Consider the following 15,778-nt stretch of genomic DNA (forward strand, 5'->3'; position numbering starts at 1 on the left):
AAACATGAACACTTATGATTACAAAAAAATACGACGTTATAGTAGTAGGCGCCGGTCATGCGGGTTGTGAAGCTGCGGCGGCGGCTGCCAATCTGGGATCCTCCACTCTACTTATTACAATGAATATGCAGACCATTGGGCAAATGAGCTGCAACCCTGCCATGGGAGGAATTGCCAAAGGGCAAATTGTGCGGGAAATCGACGCATTGGGAGGTTTATCCGGAATAATAGCAGATAAATCAGCTATACAATTCAAGATGCTAAACCTTTCAAAAGGCCCTGCGATGTGGTCACCACGCACGCAGAACGACCGCATGTTATTCGCACACGAATGGCGGATGGCCTTAGAATCCATCGCAAACTTGGATTTCTTTCAGGATATGGTCAAGGAGCTGATCATTGAGAACAATACCGTCAAGGGCGTTGTAACTGCAATGGGAATCCGTATTGAAGCAGACTCTGTGGTACTAACCAACGGTACCTTCTTGAATGGACTTATCCATATTGGAGAAAAGCAGTTCGGTGGAGGCCGCATGGGAGAACCACGGGCTTTCGGAATTACTGAACAATTAACATCCATCGGTTTCGACGCAGGAAGAATGAAAACCGGTACGCCACCCAGAGTAGACGGTAGGAGTTTGGACTACTCAAAAATGGAGGAACAAAAAGGAGATGAGATTCCTGGTAAGTTTTCCTATTTACATACAAAACCCCTTACTAAGCAGCGCAGTTGCCACATTACCTATACCAATGAGACGGTTCACGAAATACTTAAGGAAGGATTTGACCGCAGTCCCATGTTTAATGGAACCATACAAAGTTTAGGACCCCGGTACTGTCCTAGTATTGAAGATAAGATCAACCGCTTCGCAGAACGCACCCGACACCAACTGTTCGTCGAACCTGAAGGGTGGGACACAATTGAAATATACGTGAATGGCTTTAGTTCTTCCCTGCCAGAGGAGGTACAATTAAAGGCAATGCGCCATATTCCGGGCTTTGAAAACGTCAAATTTTTCCGCCCTGGATATGCAATTGAATACGACTACTTCCCTCCTACCCAACTATCCCACACTCTGGAAACTAAACTTGTATCCAATCTCTTTTTCGCAGGACAGATTAACGGAACTACCGGGTACGAGGAAGCTGCAGGACAGGGTATTATGGCTGGGATAAATGCCCATTTAAAAGTACACGGTAAAGAACCTTTTCAGCTTACTCGCGACCAAGCATATATTGGAGTTCTTATTGATGATCTGATAACAAAAGGTACAGAGGAGCCCTACCGGATGTTTACTTCGAGAGCCGAATACCGCCTGCTATTAAGGCAAGACAACGCCGATATTCGCCTCACGCAACTCTCCTACAACTTAGGTTTAGCTTCCGCCGAGCGCATGCAGCAAACAGAGAACAAACTGAGACTATCTAACGAGCTGGAAAATTATCTTCGGGAAACCTCCCTAAAACCTGGAACAATTAACCCAATTTTAGAGAGTATTGAATCTTCTCCTGTGGATCAGGCCTACCGCGCGTCGCATTTTCTTACCAGACCGTTTATGAAACTCTCAATCCTCGAAGCCATTCCCCAAATAAGAGAAGTGACTTCACAATACAGCAAGGAGATACAGGAACAGGCGGAAATAAACATAAAATACAAAGGATATATTGATAAAGAACGCGAGAACGTTGCTAAACTCCAGCGTATGGAAAGCATTAAAATTCCCGCCGATTTTGATTTTCAGAAAATCACTTCTTTATCCTCTGAAGCCAAGACAAAACTCTCACAAATTAAACCAGAAACAATAGCTCAAGCTGCACGTGTTAGCGGTGTATCTCCTGCCGATATTAATGTTCTTTTAATTTATTTAGGTAGGTAATGTTTCACGTGAAACAATAATCAATGAAGGTTCAAGACCACTTTTTAACCAAGGAAATTTTCAGTTTAGAATCTACTGGTATAGAAGGCATTTTAAAGACCTCCCCTATTCCAGAAGATTTAGCTAAATACTACGACAGTACCGAGTACATCTCGCACCATCAAGACGATAGTTCTCTAACAACAAAAATTTATAAATTTTTTCAGTCTTTTAACTTACGTTTTAAAGCAAATATTGTCGCATCTGTTACTGCAAAATACAGCACCGTTCTGGACTACGGTTGTGGCGCGGGCGAGTTTCTTAAATACATAGAAGGCGATTACAATACTGTTGGGTTTGAACCAAATCCTCAGGGAGTGAATTTTACCAGCAAAAAAACAAGTGCTACGATCATCCATTCACTGGAGGAAATAAAGGACGGCTCAATACATACAATAACGATGTGGCATGTACTGGAACATATTCCCAATACAGAAGAAATCCTCGAAAAGCTTTATAAAAAATTAAAAACCGGGGGGCATCTGATTGTAGCCGTACCGAATCATGGAAGCTATGATGCAAAATACTACGGACCGTATTGGGCAGCGTACGATGTGCCACGGCATGTACATCATTATACAATTAAAGGTTTGAAAAATAGATTTGATTCGAATTCATGGAAAATCAAAAAATGGAAGCCCTTGCTACTGGACGCATTTTATATTTCCATTATAAGCGAAAAATACCAAAAAAATCCATTCCGTTGGTTTAAGGGTGGTATTGTTGGAGCCATTTCGAACATAAAGGCATTAAAAAATAACGAATTTTCTAGCGTGGTACTTGTAGTCGAAAAAAATTAGATAATAGATTTTTGACCCTATTCTGGAGGTCATTTTTTCAGCATACGAATAAAAAAAACCCGAATTTCACATTCGGGTTTGTTGCTATAAAAGAAAAAATTAATTGTTAATGGCAGCAACGCCAGGAAGCTCTATACCTTCCAAGCTCTCAAGCATTGCACCTCCTCCTGTAGAAACATACGATACTTTATCTTCGTAACCGTTCTGTTTCACAAAAGCAACACTGTCTCCTCCTCCTACAAGTGAAAAGGCCCCTAAGTTTGTCGCTTCTGCAATGCTGTTACCTACAGATACAGTTCCCTCTGCAAACGTTGGCATTTCAAAAACACCCACTGGCCCATTCCAAAGTAAGGTGCGTGAATTCATAATGGCATCGTGGAAAAGTGCGCGGGTACGCGGTCCTGCATCAAGTCCCATCCATCCTTCAGGTATTTCGTAAATATCAACCGTTTGTGTTTCCGCATCGTTTGCAAAGCGGTCCGCTACAATTACATCAACCGGTAATAATACCTCAACATTCTTCGCCTTCGCTTTATTTAGTATATCGAGAGCAAGATCCATCTTATCTTCTTCCACTATCGAATCTCCAATACTTCCTCCTAAGGCACGGATAAAAGTGAAAGCCATACCACCGCCTATAATTAGATTGTCAATTGCTTCCAGCATATTCTCAATAATAGTAATCTTTGAGGAAACTTTAGAACCTCCAATGATGGCCGTAACTGGACGCTCACCAGAACCAAGCACCTTATCTATAGCATCCAGCTCGGAAGCCATAAGTAAACCGAAAAATTTAGTTGAAGGGAAAAACTCGGCGATTACAGCAGTGGAAGCATGCGCTCTATGGGCTGTTCCAAATGCATCATTGACGTACACCTCCCCTAACCTACTAAGCTTCTCTGCAAATTCTCTATCACCCTTTTCTTCCTGAGAATAGAAACGTAAATTCTCAAGTAAGAGAATTTCTCCAGGCTTTAAATCATTTGCTAATTTCTCTACCTCTTCCCCTATAGAATCCGCAACAAAATGAACCGGATAACCCAATCCACTTTCCACCTCTTTAACTATATGCGCTAAAGAATATTTGCTGTTCTTCTCTCCTTTGGGTCTTCCCAAATGGGTCATAATAACTACCGAACCACCGTCCTTAATAATTTTATCTATAGTAGGTTTAACAGCCAGTATTCGGGTTGTATCCGTGACCTGAAATTTCTCATTTAAAGGAACATTAAAATCCACCCGTACCAGAGCTCTCTTTCCGCTAAAGTTATAATCGGCAACTGTTTTCATATTTATCTATTTCTATTGATCAGAACAAATTTAAGTAATAAAAAATGCCCCCGTAACAATTCGCGCATTAAATAAATCACATTACACTGATCACAATAGTTATACATAATTTATCTTTTTTAAAAAAAGTATTGTTGCTTGTTGTTATGTGTTGTTAGTAATGTGGATAAAATTTTTTTATTAAAGAACTATTAAAAAGGGCAAAGAGTTTCGAAGAAGATATATATCTGTTAATTGATTGAAGGTTAATTAGTTAATTCAATTCAGTACGGAACACCGAGTGCGTGGGAAGAACCTTTCCTGATTTCAAAAATTCATAGCATTGCATGTGGTATAACTTTTCTTAAATTCTTTATAAAACAGGGAACTAATGCATTTACTAAATTTCCATACATAATGTTTCCTTATTGCGCAATAAATAATTGAAAGTACTTATCCACAGGAATTTATTTAAATATTAACAATTATTAACCAATTTTATAAGGTGTTGTAAACGTAGTAGATACTAAAGTATAAATTTTGTATTTATTTGACTGTCAGATAGAATAAGCTTAGTAAAGTATATAATTATTGATATAGCCTTGTGGAAAACATTGCTTCTGTATTTTTAACACTAAATTTGTCTAAATAAATAAGCAGTATGAAAAAAATAGCAATTGCAGCAGACCATGCAGGTTTTGAATATAAAGAGTATTTAAAGGAACAATTGGGTAAGGATTATATAATAGAAGACTTTGGTACGCACAGTAGCGAAAGTGTTGACTACCCTGACTTTGTACATCCTGCGGCAGAATCTGTGGAAAATAAAAAGAATGAACTGGGTATTCTAATCTGCGGAAGCGGCCAGGGCGTACAGCTTACTGCAAACAAACATAAAGAAATTAGATGTGCACTTGCATGGATGCCCCAGATAGCGGAACTTTCAAGACAGCACAATAATTGCAATATGATTGCTGTCCCTGCGCGTTTTCTCGCTAAAGAGTTTGTATTGGAAATTGTTCTAGCATTCCTCAATGCTTCATTCGAGGGAGGTAGACACCAGCAACGGGTACAAAAAATAAGCTGCTAATTAAAAGACCTACAGATGGCAAAAAAATCCAAATTTATCAGTCATAAGAATAATCATAAGCTTCAAGATATAGGAAGAAAGATTATTGACTTTATGAACAAAAACAGTACCCGGGTATTTAACTATAAACAACTATCTGAAGGTATTGGATATACAAACCCGAGGCAACGGGAACAGGTCATACAGTCGCTTCACAAATTACAGTCGGAAGACCGGATTAAAGAAGTAGAGAAGGGAAAGTATGCAGTAAATCTTAAAATTAAGGGTACCCATACCGGAACAATTGATTTTAATCAGGCCGGCAACGCATATATTAGTGTGGAGGGATTGGAGGACGACATATTTGTACACTCAAAGAATGTGAAGGATGCAATGCAGGGAGATAAAGTCCTGGTGGTAACCTACAACTTTAAGGGAAAAAAAATGGAAGGTTCCGTTCTGGAAGTGCTGGAGAGAAAGAAAACCGAGTTTGTAGGTACCCTACAGTATATTGAACATAAGGATTTTGGCTTTGTAGTTTCGGATAGAAAAAGTTTCAGCACGGATATTTTTGTGAAAAAACCAAATTTCAATGGTGCCGTGCATGGGGATAAAGTAGTAGTTAAAATGACGGGTTGGTACGAAGGAGAAAAAAATCCGGAAGGAGAGATTGTCACCGTGCTGGGAACCCCTGGGGAGCATGAAACAGAAATCCATTCCATTCTTGCCGATTATGGACTTCCGTACCATTTTCCTGAGGAAGTGCAGCATGCCGCAGACGGTATAGACCGAACAATTCAGGAAGCTGAAGTACAGAAACGCTGGGATATGCGCGACGTACTTACTTTTACTATTGATCCGCACGATGCGAAAGATTTTGATGATGCGCTTTCTATAAGACAGCTTGAAAACGGCAATTGGGAAGTGGGGGTTCATATAGCCGATGTATCGTACTACGTAACACCGGATTCCATTATTGATAAGGAAGCCTACCAACGGGCCACATCTGTGTATTTAGTGGACCGCGTTGTTCCAATGCTACCTGAAATATTAAGTAATGATGTATGCTCTCTGAGACCCAATGAGGATAAGTTTACCTTCTCAGCAGTATTTGAGTTATCCGATGAAGCACAGGTAGTAAAGCAGTGGTTTGGACGTACTGTTATCCATTCCGATCGAAGGTTCAGTTATGAAGAAGCGCAGGAACGAATTGAGACTAAAGAAGGGGATCTTGCGCAGGAAATTAACACTTTGGACCGATTGGCAAAAATTCTTCGGGCAGAACGGATAAGAAACGGCGCCATCACTTTTGACCGGAGTGAAGTGCGGTTTAACCTGGATGAAAATAACGAACCGATTGGAGTTTACTTCAAAGTCAGTAAAGACAGTAACCATTTAATAGAAGAATTTATGCTTCTTGCCAACCGTAAGGTCTCGGAGTTTATTTCTCTTACCCGAAAATTTGAGCCTACGAGAAACACCTTTATTTACAGAATTCATGATGATCCAGATCCTGCAAAACTTGAGGCATTAAAAGAGTTTGTAGGCACCTTTGGATACAAAATGAACTTGGCCAACTCCAAGAAAACCACAGAAAGTATGAATTCCCTGCTTAAAAGTGTGCAAGGAAAACCGGAGGAAAATATGATTGAAACGCTTGCCATGCGTTCCATGAGCAAGGCAGTTTATTCTACAGATCCCATAGGACACTACGGACTGGGGTTTGAGTACTATACCCATTTTACCTCTCCTATTCGAAGGTACCCGGATCTCATTGCCCACCGCTTGCTTCAACACTACTTGGATGGAGGAAAATCACCCAATAAAAACGAGGTAGAAGAAAAGGCAAAACACTGCTCGGCAATGGAGCGTCTTGCTGCAGATGCGGAGCGGGACAGCATAAAATTCATGCAGGTTAAATTTATGGAGAAGCACTTAGGCGAGGTATTCCACGGGGTCATTTCCGGTGTTGCAGAATTTGGGTTTTGGGTACAAATACCTGAAAACGGTGCAGAGGGATTAATAAAACTGCGTGATTTGACCGATGACAGTTATATGTACGAGGCAAAAAGCCACTCGGTATACGGTACCCGTCATGGTAAAGTGTTTCAGTTAGGAGATAAAGTCCAGATTAAAGTTATGAAAGCCAATCTCATTCAAAAGCAGTTGGATTTCAAAATTGTGGAATAGTACTTGAGGGCATAGAACACTATGGAACTATTTTTCTCTGCAGTAGGTCTAGGCATTATGCTAAGCTTTGTGTTTATAGGACCTATTTTTTTCTTACTGATAGAGACCAGCTTCTCCAGAAGTCCCCGACATGCTGCAGTACTTGATCTGGGTGTTATATTAGCCGATATTGTATGTATAGTGGCAGCGTACTATGCCAGCAGCGATATAGTGCATTTAATCGACTCGCATCCTAGTTTTTACCGAATTACTGCCCTTCTGGTATTTGTTTATGGAATTATTATGGTAGTGACCAAAACAAAGATGCATGTAAAAAATGAAGAAAAAATTATTTCGCAGAGCTACCTTCGTACCTTTATCAATGGCTTTTTATTCAATATTCTCAATATTGGAGTGGTATTGTTTTGGATTGTAACGGTAATTTCTGTTCGAAGTTCCTACCCGGAACCTGCGGAGTTTATTTTGTATATTTCTATAGTTTTAAGTACCTATCTTCTTTTGGATCTACTGAAGATTCTGTTGGCAAAGCAATTTCATTACAAGCTCACTCAGAAGGCTGCCAACACGTTACGTCGGGGTGTAGGAATTGTACTTATGCTATTTGGAATTTTTATATTTCTTCAGAGTTTCAAGAATTTTAACCAATTTGAGCGCCAGTTAGAACAAGTTCAAAAATCGGGAATTTCCCAATCCGTTCATTTATTTTAAACTTATGGTATTTCCTCCCGCACTACATCCCGGATCGAAAATTGCTGTTATTTCTCCTGCAGGATATGTAGAAAATGAGCAAATTAGCAAAACACTGGATCTAATCCGTTCCGAGAATTTTACGCCTGTTTTGGGAAGCTATGTTACCGGAAAACGGGATCATGGCTACTTGTACTCAGGATCAGAAAAGGAGCGGATAGAAGATCTAAACTGGGCGTTAAACGATCCCTCTATAGAGGCTATATGGGCCAGCAGAGGAGGATACGGATGCCAACACCTGTTACAGGAGTTTGATTCCACTGCAATGCTACAAAATCCTAAATGGTATATTGGATATTCAGACAATACGGTACTTCAAAGTAAAATGTACCAGTTGGGTGTAGCTTCAATTCACGGCCAGACTCTGAAGACTTCCTCATTTGGTGTATCGCCTTCATCGTACAGTTCCATCTTTAGTATTTTACGCGGCGCACAGCCTTCATATTCTTTTTCAGTTCATCCTAGCAACAAGCCTGGAGAGGTATCGGGCAGAATAGTGGGTGGAAATCTTGCGCTGGTGTATGCCCTACTGGGGACGCCCTACTCTATTGATTTTGAAGGAAATTTACTTTTTATTGAAGAAATCGGTGAGGAATTTTATGCATTGGACCGAATGCTGATGTCTTTGGAACATGCGGGGGTATTTAACCAAATAAGTGGACTTATTGTAGGAGGTATGATCAACATGGGTAAAGAAAATACCAATCCTTACTATGAAGCATCGTTTGATCCTTTTGCCTATACCCTTATAAGTGAACGACTGGAAAAATATTCTTTTCCAGTCGCTTACCAGTTCCCAAATGGGCATATATTTGATAATAGACCCCTAATTGTAGGTGCTCGGTACCGTTTGGACAGTACCCATGGTACACTTTCTCCTGAAGATTTATAGAAAGCATTACCGTACCAATGGGCCTGTTACCCATTTATTTGATTTCCACGCACCCGATTCTTCCCCCTGCGTTTCCTGTCGGCTGCGTCTTAAAATCATCCTCCTTGGCATGTACAATAATGGATTTACCAATCAGGTTCTTGGACTGGTCGGCGCATCCTAGACACCATTTGTCGGTTTTCATAACCAAGCGGGCCGTTCCTTCCGCATCGGCTTTTAGATTCCCTAAATCCCCTGCGTGGTGCTCAGCGTGGCCCCATTTCCCGTGCGCCATTCCTGTAGGATTCCAATGTCCTCCTGCGGAGCTTCCGTCTGCCGAAGAACAGTCTCCAAATTCATGGATATGGGCTGCATGTACTCCATTAGGTGTTAATTTGTATACATTCATATCCAGCTCCACCGTTTTGCCCTTCTGAACAAAGGTTGCGGTACCCTGTGTCTGCGTGCCACTTTTAGAATTAATTGTGTAGGTTTTGGTGGTAGTACAAGAAATAGAAAGAAGCGAGAGAGCCGCTCCAGCTAATAATACATTTTTCATAGATTTCGGGTTTTATTTAATCCTAGCTAAAAATAGATATAATTTATAAGTTGCCCGTTGCATAGTTCCACTTATTTCTATACATAAATTACAGTTCAGTACTGAAAAATCACCACTGGGGAAGTTTTTTTTCAGAATTAAATCAGGAAGAAATACTTTTGACTAAACATTACACACATGGACTGGTCGCATACCAAGAAAAAACTTCAAAAAGCACTACCGTACCTATTGGCAAGCAGCGCTGTGGTCGGCCTAGCCTATGATGTAGTTGTGAATCAGGTCCTTTCAGTAGAATCGTTTTTAGTAAGTCTCCTGCTGGCCATACCTTTTGTCTTACTTGTGGGCACTACCAATATACTTTTAGATCGGTTTTTGAGCAAACGTTTTGCTTGGAGCAGCAGCAACTACAGTCGCATTGCATATAGTATAGTAGGGGCTCTACTTGTTAATACAGTAGTGGTCTTAATTGTAAGTTACGTTCACTTTATAGTAATTAAAAACTCAAGCATAGAGAATTTCTTTGCGGGCCGTATGGCTCTTAGCCATTGGTTCTTAATCAATACCTCATTAGTATTTTCCGCGCTCATACAGGTTTTTGCCTATAAAAAGCAACTAATCAAAAATTACGAGCAAAGCGTCGTCGAGCAGGAATTTATTGCAACCACTGCCTCCACGCAGGTACAGTCATTAAAAAATCAACTTGACCCGCACTTCCTGTTCAATTCTCTAAATGTGCTCACTTCCTTAATTCAGGAAGACCAAGCAGCAGCGCAGCGTTTTACCCAGAGCATGTCTAAAGTCTACCGTTATGTTATTGAGCAGAACAGTAAGGAACTAGCAACAGTGGCTGAAGAAATCGAGTTTGCAAAGCTCTATTCCAAAATGCTTCAGACCCGTTTTGACGATAGTGTACAATTTGAATTCCCGCAATCAGTGCCTGAGAATGGGTACATCGTACCTCTTTCACTCCAGTTAGTACTGGAAAACTGTATCAAGCACAATCGGGCCACCAGTGAAGAGCCTTTAATTGTACGCATAGAAATTAGCGGTAACACGCTGAGTGTACGCAATAATATACAGCGTAAGAGCCAGGAGCAAATGGGTACGGGAATAGGCTTACAAAATATTATAAAACGATATAATTTACTTACAGACAGAGAAGTGCTAATCTCAGACGATTCCAGGTATTTTTCTGTTGTTATCCCAATTTTAACGCAAAAACAAAATGTTATGACACACAACACGTCCCCTCTGACCGAGTATGAAAAAGCTTACAAAAGAGTAGAAGAACTCAAAGGCTTTTACGGTAATCTAATTTCCTACTGTATTTTTATACCTTTCCTTTTCTTTGTTAACTGGAAAACTTCCACAGCATACTGGTGGGCATTCTGGCCTATGTTGGGGTGGGGAATAGGAGTAGTATCCCATGCATTCAAAGTCTTTGGCATTGGAAGAGAGTGGGAAGAGAAACAGATAAGAAAGTACATGGAGAAAAATGGTGAAACCAAAGAGAACTGGAAATAATGCAACACTCAAAGTACAACGACCCTCGGGCGCGCGCAAAAAAGGCCGTACGGGAACTAAAGGGATTTTACATTCATCTCTTTGTATACTTCTCTGTAGTGGTAGGTCTTATAGCAATGGACTGGTTTACAGGTAAGGATGATAGCTCCTTTGGGATCTCCTGGGGGATTCTATTCTGGGGCATAGGTGTACTGGCGCACGGATGCGCCGTATATATTCCCTACGTATTTTTCAACAGCGCGTGGGAAAAAAGGATGGTACAGAAAATAGTTAATAAATATGGAAAACCTTCCCCTTCAGACGCGCACTATAAAGACCGTAGTAATTGAGGATGAAAAACTTGCCGCACGAAAGCTAGTCCGGGATCTGCAGGCATTCTCCGACCTGGAGGTGGTTGCCGTTCTGCACTCCGTTAGGCAAGGTATAGAATATTTTTCCTCCCATTCTATGCCCGATCTTATCTTAAGCGATATTGTATTGGGGGATGGTGTCTCCTTTGAGATATTTGAACAGTGCGACGTACAGAGCTTTATTATTTTCACCACCGCATTCGACAGCTATACCCTAAGAGCCTTTAAACTCAATGCTGTAGACTACCTTCTTAAGCCGGTAGTGGACGAGGAACTTAAAAAGGCCATGGATAAATTCCGAATGTACCGTTTTTCAGAGACCGCCCAGGTGCGCATTAACTATAAAGATCTGCTAAAACCCAGCCAACAGTATCTAAGCAGGCTAACAGTAAAAACCGGTCACCACCTAATTGTTTTGGCCATTCAAAATGTTCTTGGATTCTATTCCGAAAATAAAATTACTTATGCAGTAACCCCGGAAAGGGATTACGCCACGGAATACACTATGGAGGAGCTCGAAACGCTATTGAACCCCAGCTGCTATTTCCGCATCAGCCGCCAGGTGCTCATTGAGATCAACGCCATAAAACGCGTGCATACTTCTCCCTGCGTAGCCGTAGAACTAACTGGTAAAGATGGGCGCCTCTGGAATGTAAGCCGGGAAAGGGTAAAACCGTTTAAACAGTGGCTGAAAGCGAACTAACTGATTACGCCGCTTCCCAGCAGTTCCTCACCTTGGTACCAAGCAACAAACTGTCCCTCCGCTACTGCAGACTGGGGATTTTCAAATGCGACATAAAGACCCTTTTCGGTTTGGTGCAGTACCGCATTTTCAAGGGGTTGGCGGTACCGGATCCGGGCTTGCACCTCCATGGTTTCGCCCATTTTTAGTTGCAGGTCCTTGCGGATCCAATGGACATCGGAATCCACCACTTTTATAACTTTCTGATAAAGTCCAGGGAATTCTTTGCCCATTCCCACAAACAGAGTATTGGACTCCATATCTCTGGAAATGATGAAGCAGCTCTCTTTATGGCCTCCTATACCAAGGCCTTTGCTTTGCCCAATGGTATAATAATGGGCTCCTTGATGCGTACCAATTTCCTTTCCGTCGGAGGAACTGTATTTTATTTTTGATGCAAGAAACTCCAGTTCTTCTTCTTTGCTAGCAAACTCGGGCAACTCCTTGTGGTACTGCGAAAAAGTATCAAAAATCTCAATAATTTTTCCTTCTTTTGGTGCAAGCTGTTGCTTTAGAAATTCCGGGAGACTCACTTTTCCAATGAAACAAAGTCCCTGCGAATCTTTTTTCTCTGCAGTAGCCAAACCTTGCTCCCTAGCAATCTCTCTCACTTGCGGTTTAGTTAGTTCGCCGATTGGAAATAAAGCCTTAGAAAGCTGCTTCTGGTTTAGTTGGCAGAGAAAATAGCTTTGGTCTTTGTTGGAATCCACCCCGGCCATTAATCGGTAGATTTTCTCACCCTGTGAATCCGTCATTTCCTTTACCCGCGCATAGTGCCCAGTAGCGACCTTATCCGCACCCAGTGATAAAGCGGTATCCAAAAACACATCGAACTTAACTTCGCGGTTACAGAGTACGTCCGGGTTAGGGGTACGGCCTTTCTGGTACTCGGAAAACATATAATCTACGATACGTTCCTTATAGAGCTCGCTCATATCGATCACATGAAAGGGAATCTCCAGTTTTTGTGCTACCAGAAGGGCATCGTTACTGTCTTCGATCCAAGGGCATTCGTCTTCCAAGGTCACAGAAGCATCGTTCCAATTGCGCATAAACAAACCAATCACCTCGTGCCCCTGCTGCTTTAAAAGGTATGCAGTAACCGAAGAATCCACTCCTCCCGACAATCCAACAACTACTCTCATTTCTAAATTTTGTTCAAATTTACGACTAAATACAACGTAAAAATACCCTCTGATAATCGAGGGTATTTATACGCGTTATTTGCTTAATCAATTGTTTTACAGTAAAGAATAGTATTCGATTCCGTGGTTGTCTTCCTCAATATACTCTTCTGTGGCATAATTGCGGTGCAGATCTTCCTCATCAAAATCCGATCCGCTCTCTTGTTGAAATAACCTACTAATGGCTACTGCCCCCAGCACCATACACAGTCCTAGCGCAGTGGATAATAAAATTTCTTTTTCTTTTTTCATATACTGTACTTCTAAGCTAAATTAAACAAATCGCATACCCTTTTCGAAGTTCAAAGAATAATCTTTTGTTAAAAATGCCTATTTTTGGTCATAATGCTTAAAATAAAGATATGAAAAGTACCATTGCAACCCTTTCAGTGGCCGCTCTGACCCTGATGGCTTGCCAAACGCAAAAAACTATGCACGAGTATCCGCAAACTAAAAAAGTGTCCCAATCCGACACGTATTTCGGTACTTCCGTAGAAGATCCGTACCGATGGCTGGAGGACGATATGGCGCAGGACACCAAAGAATGGGTTAAATCCCAGGTGGCTTTTACTGAAAATTATCTGGAGAATATACCTTTTCGCGCGACCCTAAACAATCAGCTTAAAGAGATCTGGAATTACGAGCGCGTGGGAGCACCTTTCAAGGAAGGAAATTATACCTACTATTCAAAAAATGATGGACTGCAGGCGCAGTCGGTAATTTACCGCACAGATGCTGGTGGCGCTACCGAGGTTTTCCTCGACCCCAATAAATTTTCACTGGACGGAACCACATCCCTTGCAGGTCTTTCCTTTAACAAAAAAGGAACATTGGCAGCCTATTCCATATCCGAAGGGGGCAGCGACTGGAATAAAGTGATCATTATTGATGCCGTTACAAAGAAACAGCTGGACACTACCATTGAAAACGTAAAGTTTAGTGGAATATCCTGGCTGGGTGATGAAGGTTTCTTCTACTCGAGTTACGATAAACCGGATGGCAGTGCTCTTTCCGCTAAAACCGACACCCATAAAGTGTATTTTCATAAACTCGGCACCAAACAATCCGAGGACCAACTTATTATAGGGGGAGATAATTTCAAGCGCCGCTATATGAATGTAGGTGTTTCGGACGATGAAAGGTATTTAATTTTAAGTGCTGCGAATGCAACAAACGGTAATGAACTCTATATTAAAGATCTGAAGAATGGAGGTGATTTTCGTCCGGTACAAACAGGCTTTAATGTAAATACGGATTTTGTGGACTCAAAAGGCGATGTTCTTTATTTGCTTACCGATAAGGATGCCCCAAACCGAAAATTAGTTAAAACTACAATCAATGACCTATCTTCATGGGTGGACGTAGTACCAGAAACGCAAAATGTACTGTCTGTTTCCACAGGGGGCGGCTACTTATTTGCCAAGTATATGAAGGATGCCGTTTCACAGGTACTGCAAATGGACTATGACGGAAAACTCATTCGTGAAATCCAGCTCCCTGGCAAGGGAACGGCCGGTGGTTTTTCAGGGAAGGAATCAGAAAGCACCCTGTACTATTCCTTTGGAAACTACATCATGCCAGGAACTACGTACAAGTTCGATACAAAAACAGGTTCCTCCCAGGTTTATTACAAACCTAATGTGAAGTTTTCACCGGAAGACTACGTCTCCAAGCAAGTTTTTTATACTAGTAAAGACGGCACAAAAGTGCCGATGATTATTTCGCACAAGAAGGGTCTTAAAATGGACGGTAAGAATCCTACCATTCTTTATTCCTATGGTGGTTTCAATATTAGCCTCACTCCAGGATTCTCTGTCGTGAACGCAGTATGGATGGAAAACGGTGGAATTTATGCAGTTCCTAACATTAGAGGAGGAGGGGAGTATGGCAAAAAATGGCACGATGCAGGAACCAAACTGGAAAAGAAAAACGTTTTTGAAGACTTTATTGCTGCCGCGGAGTACCTACAATCTAACGGGTATACTTCTAAGGACTATTTGGCCCTTTCGGGAGGCTCAAACGGAGGACTGCTTGTAGGGGCAACCATGACAATGCGTCCGGATTTAGCTAAGGTGGCTCTACCGGCGGTAGGAGTTCTCGATATGTTGCGTTATAATAAGTTTACTGCAGGGGCGGGCTGGGCCTACGATTACGGAACGGCTGAGGACAGCAAGGAAATGTTTGAATACCTGCTCTCCTATTCTCCATTGCATAATGTGCGTGAAGGGGTCTGTTATCCCTCTACTATGATTACCACTGGGGACCACGACGATAGAGTGGTGCCAGCGCATTCGTTTAAATTCGGCGCGGAACTCCAGGACAAACAGAAATGCCAGAACCCTATCTTGCTTCGTATTGAGACCAAAGGGGGGCATGGAGCAGGAAAGTCCACCGAACAGATGATTAATGAAAATGCGGACAAACTAAGTTTTACACTTTGGGAAATGGGTATTAAAACATTGAATTAAAAAAAGTATTTAAAATAGAATAGCCTTTTACACACCGCTGTAAAAGGCTTTTATATTGTTTTTTTTTCCAGGTAGAAATTATGTAGCAG

At 41.5% G+C, this 15,778-nt stretch carries 14 protein-coding genes; 10 read left to right on the forward strand and 4 right to left on the reverse strand.

Going from position 1 to position 15,778, the window contains the following annotated elements:
- Window positions 1-14: 14 nt before the first annotated feature.
- Together mnmG and IC612_RS06745 are read left to right on the forward strand one after the other, a co-directional pair.
- Window positions 15-1,877 (forward strand): tRNA uridine-5-carboxymethylaminomethyl(34) synthesis enzyme MnmG, encoded by a 1,863-nt coding sequence (mnmG, locus tag IC612_RS06740; RefSeq protein WP_194739418.1) that lies wholly within the window; start codon window positions 15-17, stop codon window positions 1,875-1,877.
- Between the two features lie 23 nt (window positions 1,878-1,900).
- Complete coding sequence (locus IC612_RS06745; protein WP_194739419.1) at window positions 1,901-2,716, forward strand: class I SAM-dependent methyltransferase; 816 nt, start codon at window positions 1,901-1,903, stop codon at window positions 2,714-2,716.
- A 99-nt stretch (window positions 2,717-2,815) separates the two neighbouring features.
- Here IC612_RS06745 and IC612_RS06750 read toward each other — a convergent pair whose 3' ends face one another.
- Window positions 2,816-4,006, reverse strand: a complete 1,191-nt coding sequence (locus tag IC612_RS06750) for a phosphoglycerate kinase (RefSeq protein ID WP_194739420.1) — start codon at window positions 4,004-4,006, stop codon at window positions 2,816-2,818.
- A 640-nt stretch (window positions 4,007-4,646) separates the two neighbouring features.
- Between IC612_RS06750 and IC612_RS06755 the strand changes: the two genes are divergently transcribed.
- The 4 genes from IC612_RS06755 to IC612_RS06770 are packed head-to-tail and all read left to right on the forward strand — an operon-like array spanning window position 4,647 to window position 8,883.
- The gene (locus IC612_RS06755; protein ID WP_194739421.1) at window positions 4,647-5,075 is read left to right on the forward strand and encodes an RpiB/LacA/LacB family sugar-phosphate isomerase; all 429 of its coding nucleotides are present in this window, start codon (window positions 4,647-4,649) and stop codon (window positions 5,073-5,075) included.
- A 15-nt stretch (window positions 5,076-5,090) separates the two neighbouring features.
- Entirely contained in the window at window positions 5,091-7,244 is a 2,154-nt protein-coding gene (rnr, locus tag IC612_RS06760) for a ribonuclease R (protein ID WP_194739422.1), read from the forward strand.
- 21 nt (window positions 7,245-7,265) lie between these two features.
- Window positions 7,266-7,952 (forward strand): LysE family translocator, encoded by a 687-nt coding sequence (locus IC612_RS06765; RefSeq protein WP_194739423.1) that lies wholly within the window; start codon window positions 7,266-7,268, stop codon window positions 7,950-7,952.
- A 4-nt stretch (window positions 7,953-7,956) separates the two neighbouring features.
- A complete protein-coding gene (locus IC612_RS06770) occupies window positions 7,957-8,883 on the forward strand; it encodes a S66 peptidase family protein (protein ID WP_194739424.1) in 927 nt (308 codons plus the stop codon).
- A gap of 34 nt (window positions 8,884-8,917) precedes the next feature.
- Here the strand turns inward: IC612_RS06770 and IC612_RS06775 are convergent, their stop codons facing one another.
- Entirely contained in the window at window positions 8,918-9,421 is a 504-nt protein-coding gene (locus tag IC612_RS06775; RefSeq protein WP_194739425.1) for a superoxide dismutase family protein, read from the reverse strand.
- 177 nt (window positions 9,422-9,598) lie between these two features.
- Here IC612_RS06775 and IC612_RS06780 point away from each other — a divergent pair, with 177 nt between their 5' ends.
- The 3 genes from IC612_RS06780 to IC612_RS06790 are packed head-to-tail and all read left to right on the forward strand — an operon-like array spanning window position 9,599 to window position 11,998.
- Window positions 9,599-10,945: a 2TM domain-containing protein gene (locus IC612_RS06780; protein WP_194739426.1), complete on the forward strand. Its 1,347-nt coding sequence runs from the start codon at window positions 9,599-9,601 to the stop codon at window positions 10,943-10,945.
- Window positions 10,945-11,274: a 2TM domain-containing protein gene (locus tag IC612_RS06785; RefSeq protein ID WP_194739427.1), complete on the forward strand. Its 330-nt coding sequence runs from the start codon at window positions 10,945-10,947 to the stop codon at window positions 11,272-11,274. The genes IC612_RS06780 and IC612_RS06785 overlap by 1 nt, the downstream gene beginning before the upstream one ends.
- Window positions 11,225-11,998, forward strand: a complete 774-nt coding sequence (locus IC612_RS06790; protein WP_228512914.1) for a LytR/AlgR family response regulator transcription factor — start codon at window positions 11,225-11,227, stop codon at window positions 11,996-11,998. The genes IC612_RS06785 and IC612_RS06790 overlap by 50 nt, the downstream gene beginning before the upstream one ends.
- Here the strand turns inward: IC612_RS06790 and mnmA are convergent.
- Both mnmA and IC612_RS06800 read right to left on the reverse strand, forming a co-directional pair.
- On the reverse strand, window positions 11,995-13,182 hold the full coding sequence (gene mnmA / locus IC612_RS06795) for a tRNA 2-thiouridine(34) synthase MnmA (RefSeq protein ID WP_194739428.1): 1,188 nt from the start codon (window positions 13,180-13,182) through the stop codon (window positions 11,995-11,997). The genes IC612_RS06790 and mnmA overlap by 4 nt on opposite strands.
- Window positions 13,183-13,278: 96 nt before the next feature.
- On the reverse strand, window positions 13,279-13,473 hold the full coding sequence (locus IC612_RS06800; RefSeq protein ID WP_194739429.1) for a hypothetical protein: 195 nt from the start codon (window positions 13,471-13,473) through the stop codon (window positions 13,279-13,281).
- A gap of 155 nt (window positions 13,474-13,628) precedes the next feature.
- On the opposite strand from IC612_RS06800, the gene IC612_RS06805 reads away from it, so the two are divergent.
- Window positions 13,629-15,689 carry a prolyl oligopeptidase family serine peptidase gene (locus tag IC612_RS06805; protein WP_407676051.1) on the forward strand — a complete coding sequence of 687 codons (2,061 nt, stop codon included), beginning with the start codon at window positions 13,629-13,631 and terminating at the stop codon, window positions 15,687-15,689.
- The last annotated feature ends 89 nt before the right edge of the window (window positions 15,690-15,778 follow it).

Source organism: Planobacterium oryzisoli (assembly GCF_015354315.1).
Taxonomy (GTDB): domain Bacteria; phylum Bacteroidota; class Bacteroidia; order Flavobacteriales; family Weeksellaceae; genus Planobacterium_A; species Planobacterium_A oryzisoli.

Excerpts from the sequence above, each read along its gene's own strand:
- IC612_RS06790 (WP_228512914.1), top strand. The coding sequence starts at position 11,225 with ATGGAAAACCTTCCCCTTCAGACGCGCACTATAAAGACCGTAGTAATT.
- IC612_RS06750 (WP_194739420.1), bottom strand. The coding sequence starts at position 4,006 with ATGAAAACAGTTGCCGATTATAACTTTAGCGGAAAGAGAGCTCTGGTA.
- IC612_RS06770 (WP_194739424.1), top strand. The coding sequence starts at position 7,957 with ATGGTATTTCCTCCCGCACTACATCCCGGATCGAAAATTGCTGTTATT.
- IC612_RS06775 (WP_194739425.1), bottom strand. The coding sequence starts at position 9,421 with ATGAAAAATGTATTATTAGCTGGAGCGGCTCTCTCGCTTCTTTCTATT.
- mnmA (WP_194739428.1), bottom strand. The coding sequence starts at position 13,182 with ATGAGAGTAGTTGTTGGATTGTCGGGAGGAGTGGATTCTTCGGTTACT.
- rnr (WP_194739422.1), top strand. The coding sequence starts at position 5,091 with ATGGCAAAAAAATCCAAATTTATCAGTCATAAGAATAATCATAAGCTT.
- IC612_RS06755 (WP_194739421.1), top strand. The coding sequence starts at position 4,647 with ATGAAAAAAATAGCAATTGCAGCAGACCATGCAGGTTTTGAATATAAA.
- mnmG (WP_194739418.1), top strand. The coding sequence starts at position 15 with ATGATTACAAAAAAATACGACGTTATAGTAGTAGGCGCCGGTCATGCG.
- IC612_RS06785 (WP_194739427.1), top strand. The coding sequence starts at position 10,945 with ATGCAACACTCAAAGTACAACGACCCTCGGGCGCGCGCAAAAAAGGCC.
- IC612_RS06800 (WP_194739429.1), bottom strand. The coding sequence starts at position 13,473 with ATGAAAAAAGAAAAAGAAATTTTATTATCCACTGCGCTAGGACTGTGT.
- IC612_RS06805 (WP_407676051.1), top strand. The coding sequence starts at position 13,629 with ATGGCTTGCCAAACGCAAAAAACTATGCACGAGTATCCGCAAACTAAA.
- IC612_RS06780 (WP_194739426.1), top strand. The coding sequence starts at position 9,599 with ATGGACTGGTCGCATACCAAGAAAAAACTTCAAAAAGCACTACCGTAC.
- IC612_RS06765 (WP_194739423.1), top strand. The coding sequence starts at position 7,266 with ATGGAACTATTTTTCTCTGCAGTAGGTCTAGGCATTATGCTAAGCTTT.
- IC612_RS06745 (WP_194739419.1), top strand. The coding sequence starts at position 1,901 with ATGAAGGTTCAAGACCACTTTTTAACCAAGGAAATTTTCAGTTTAGAA.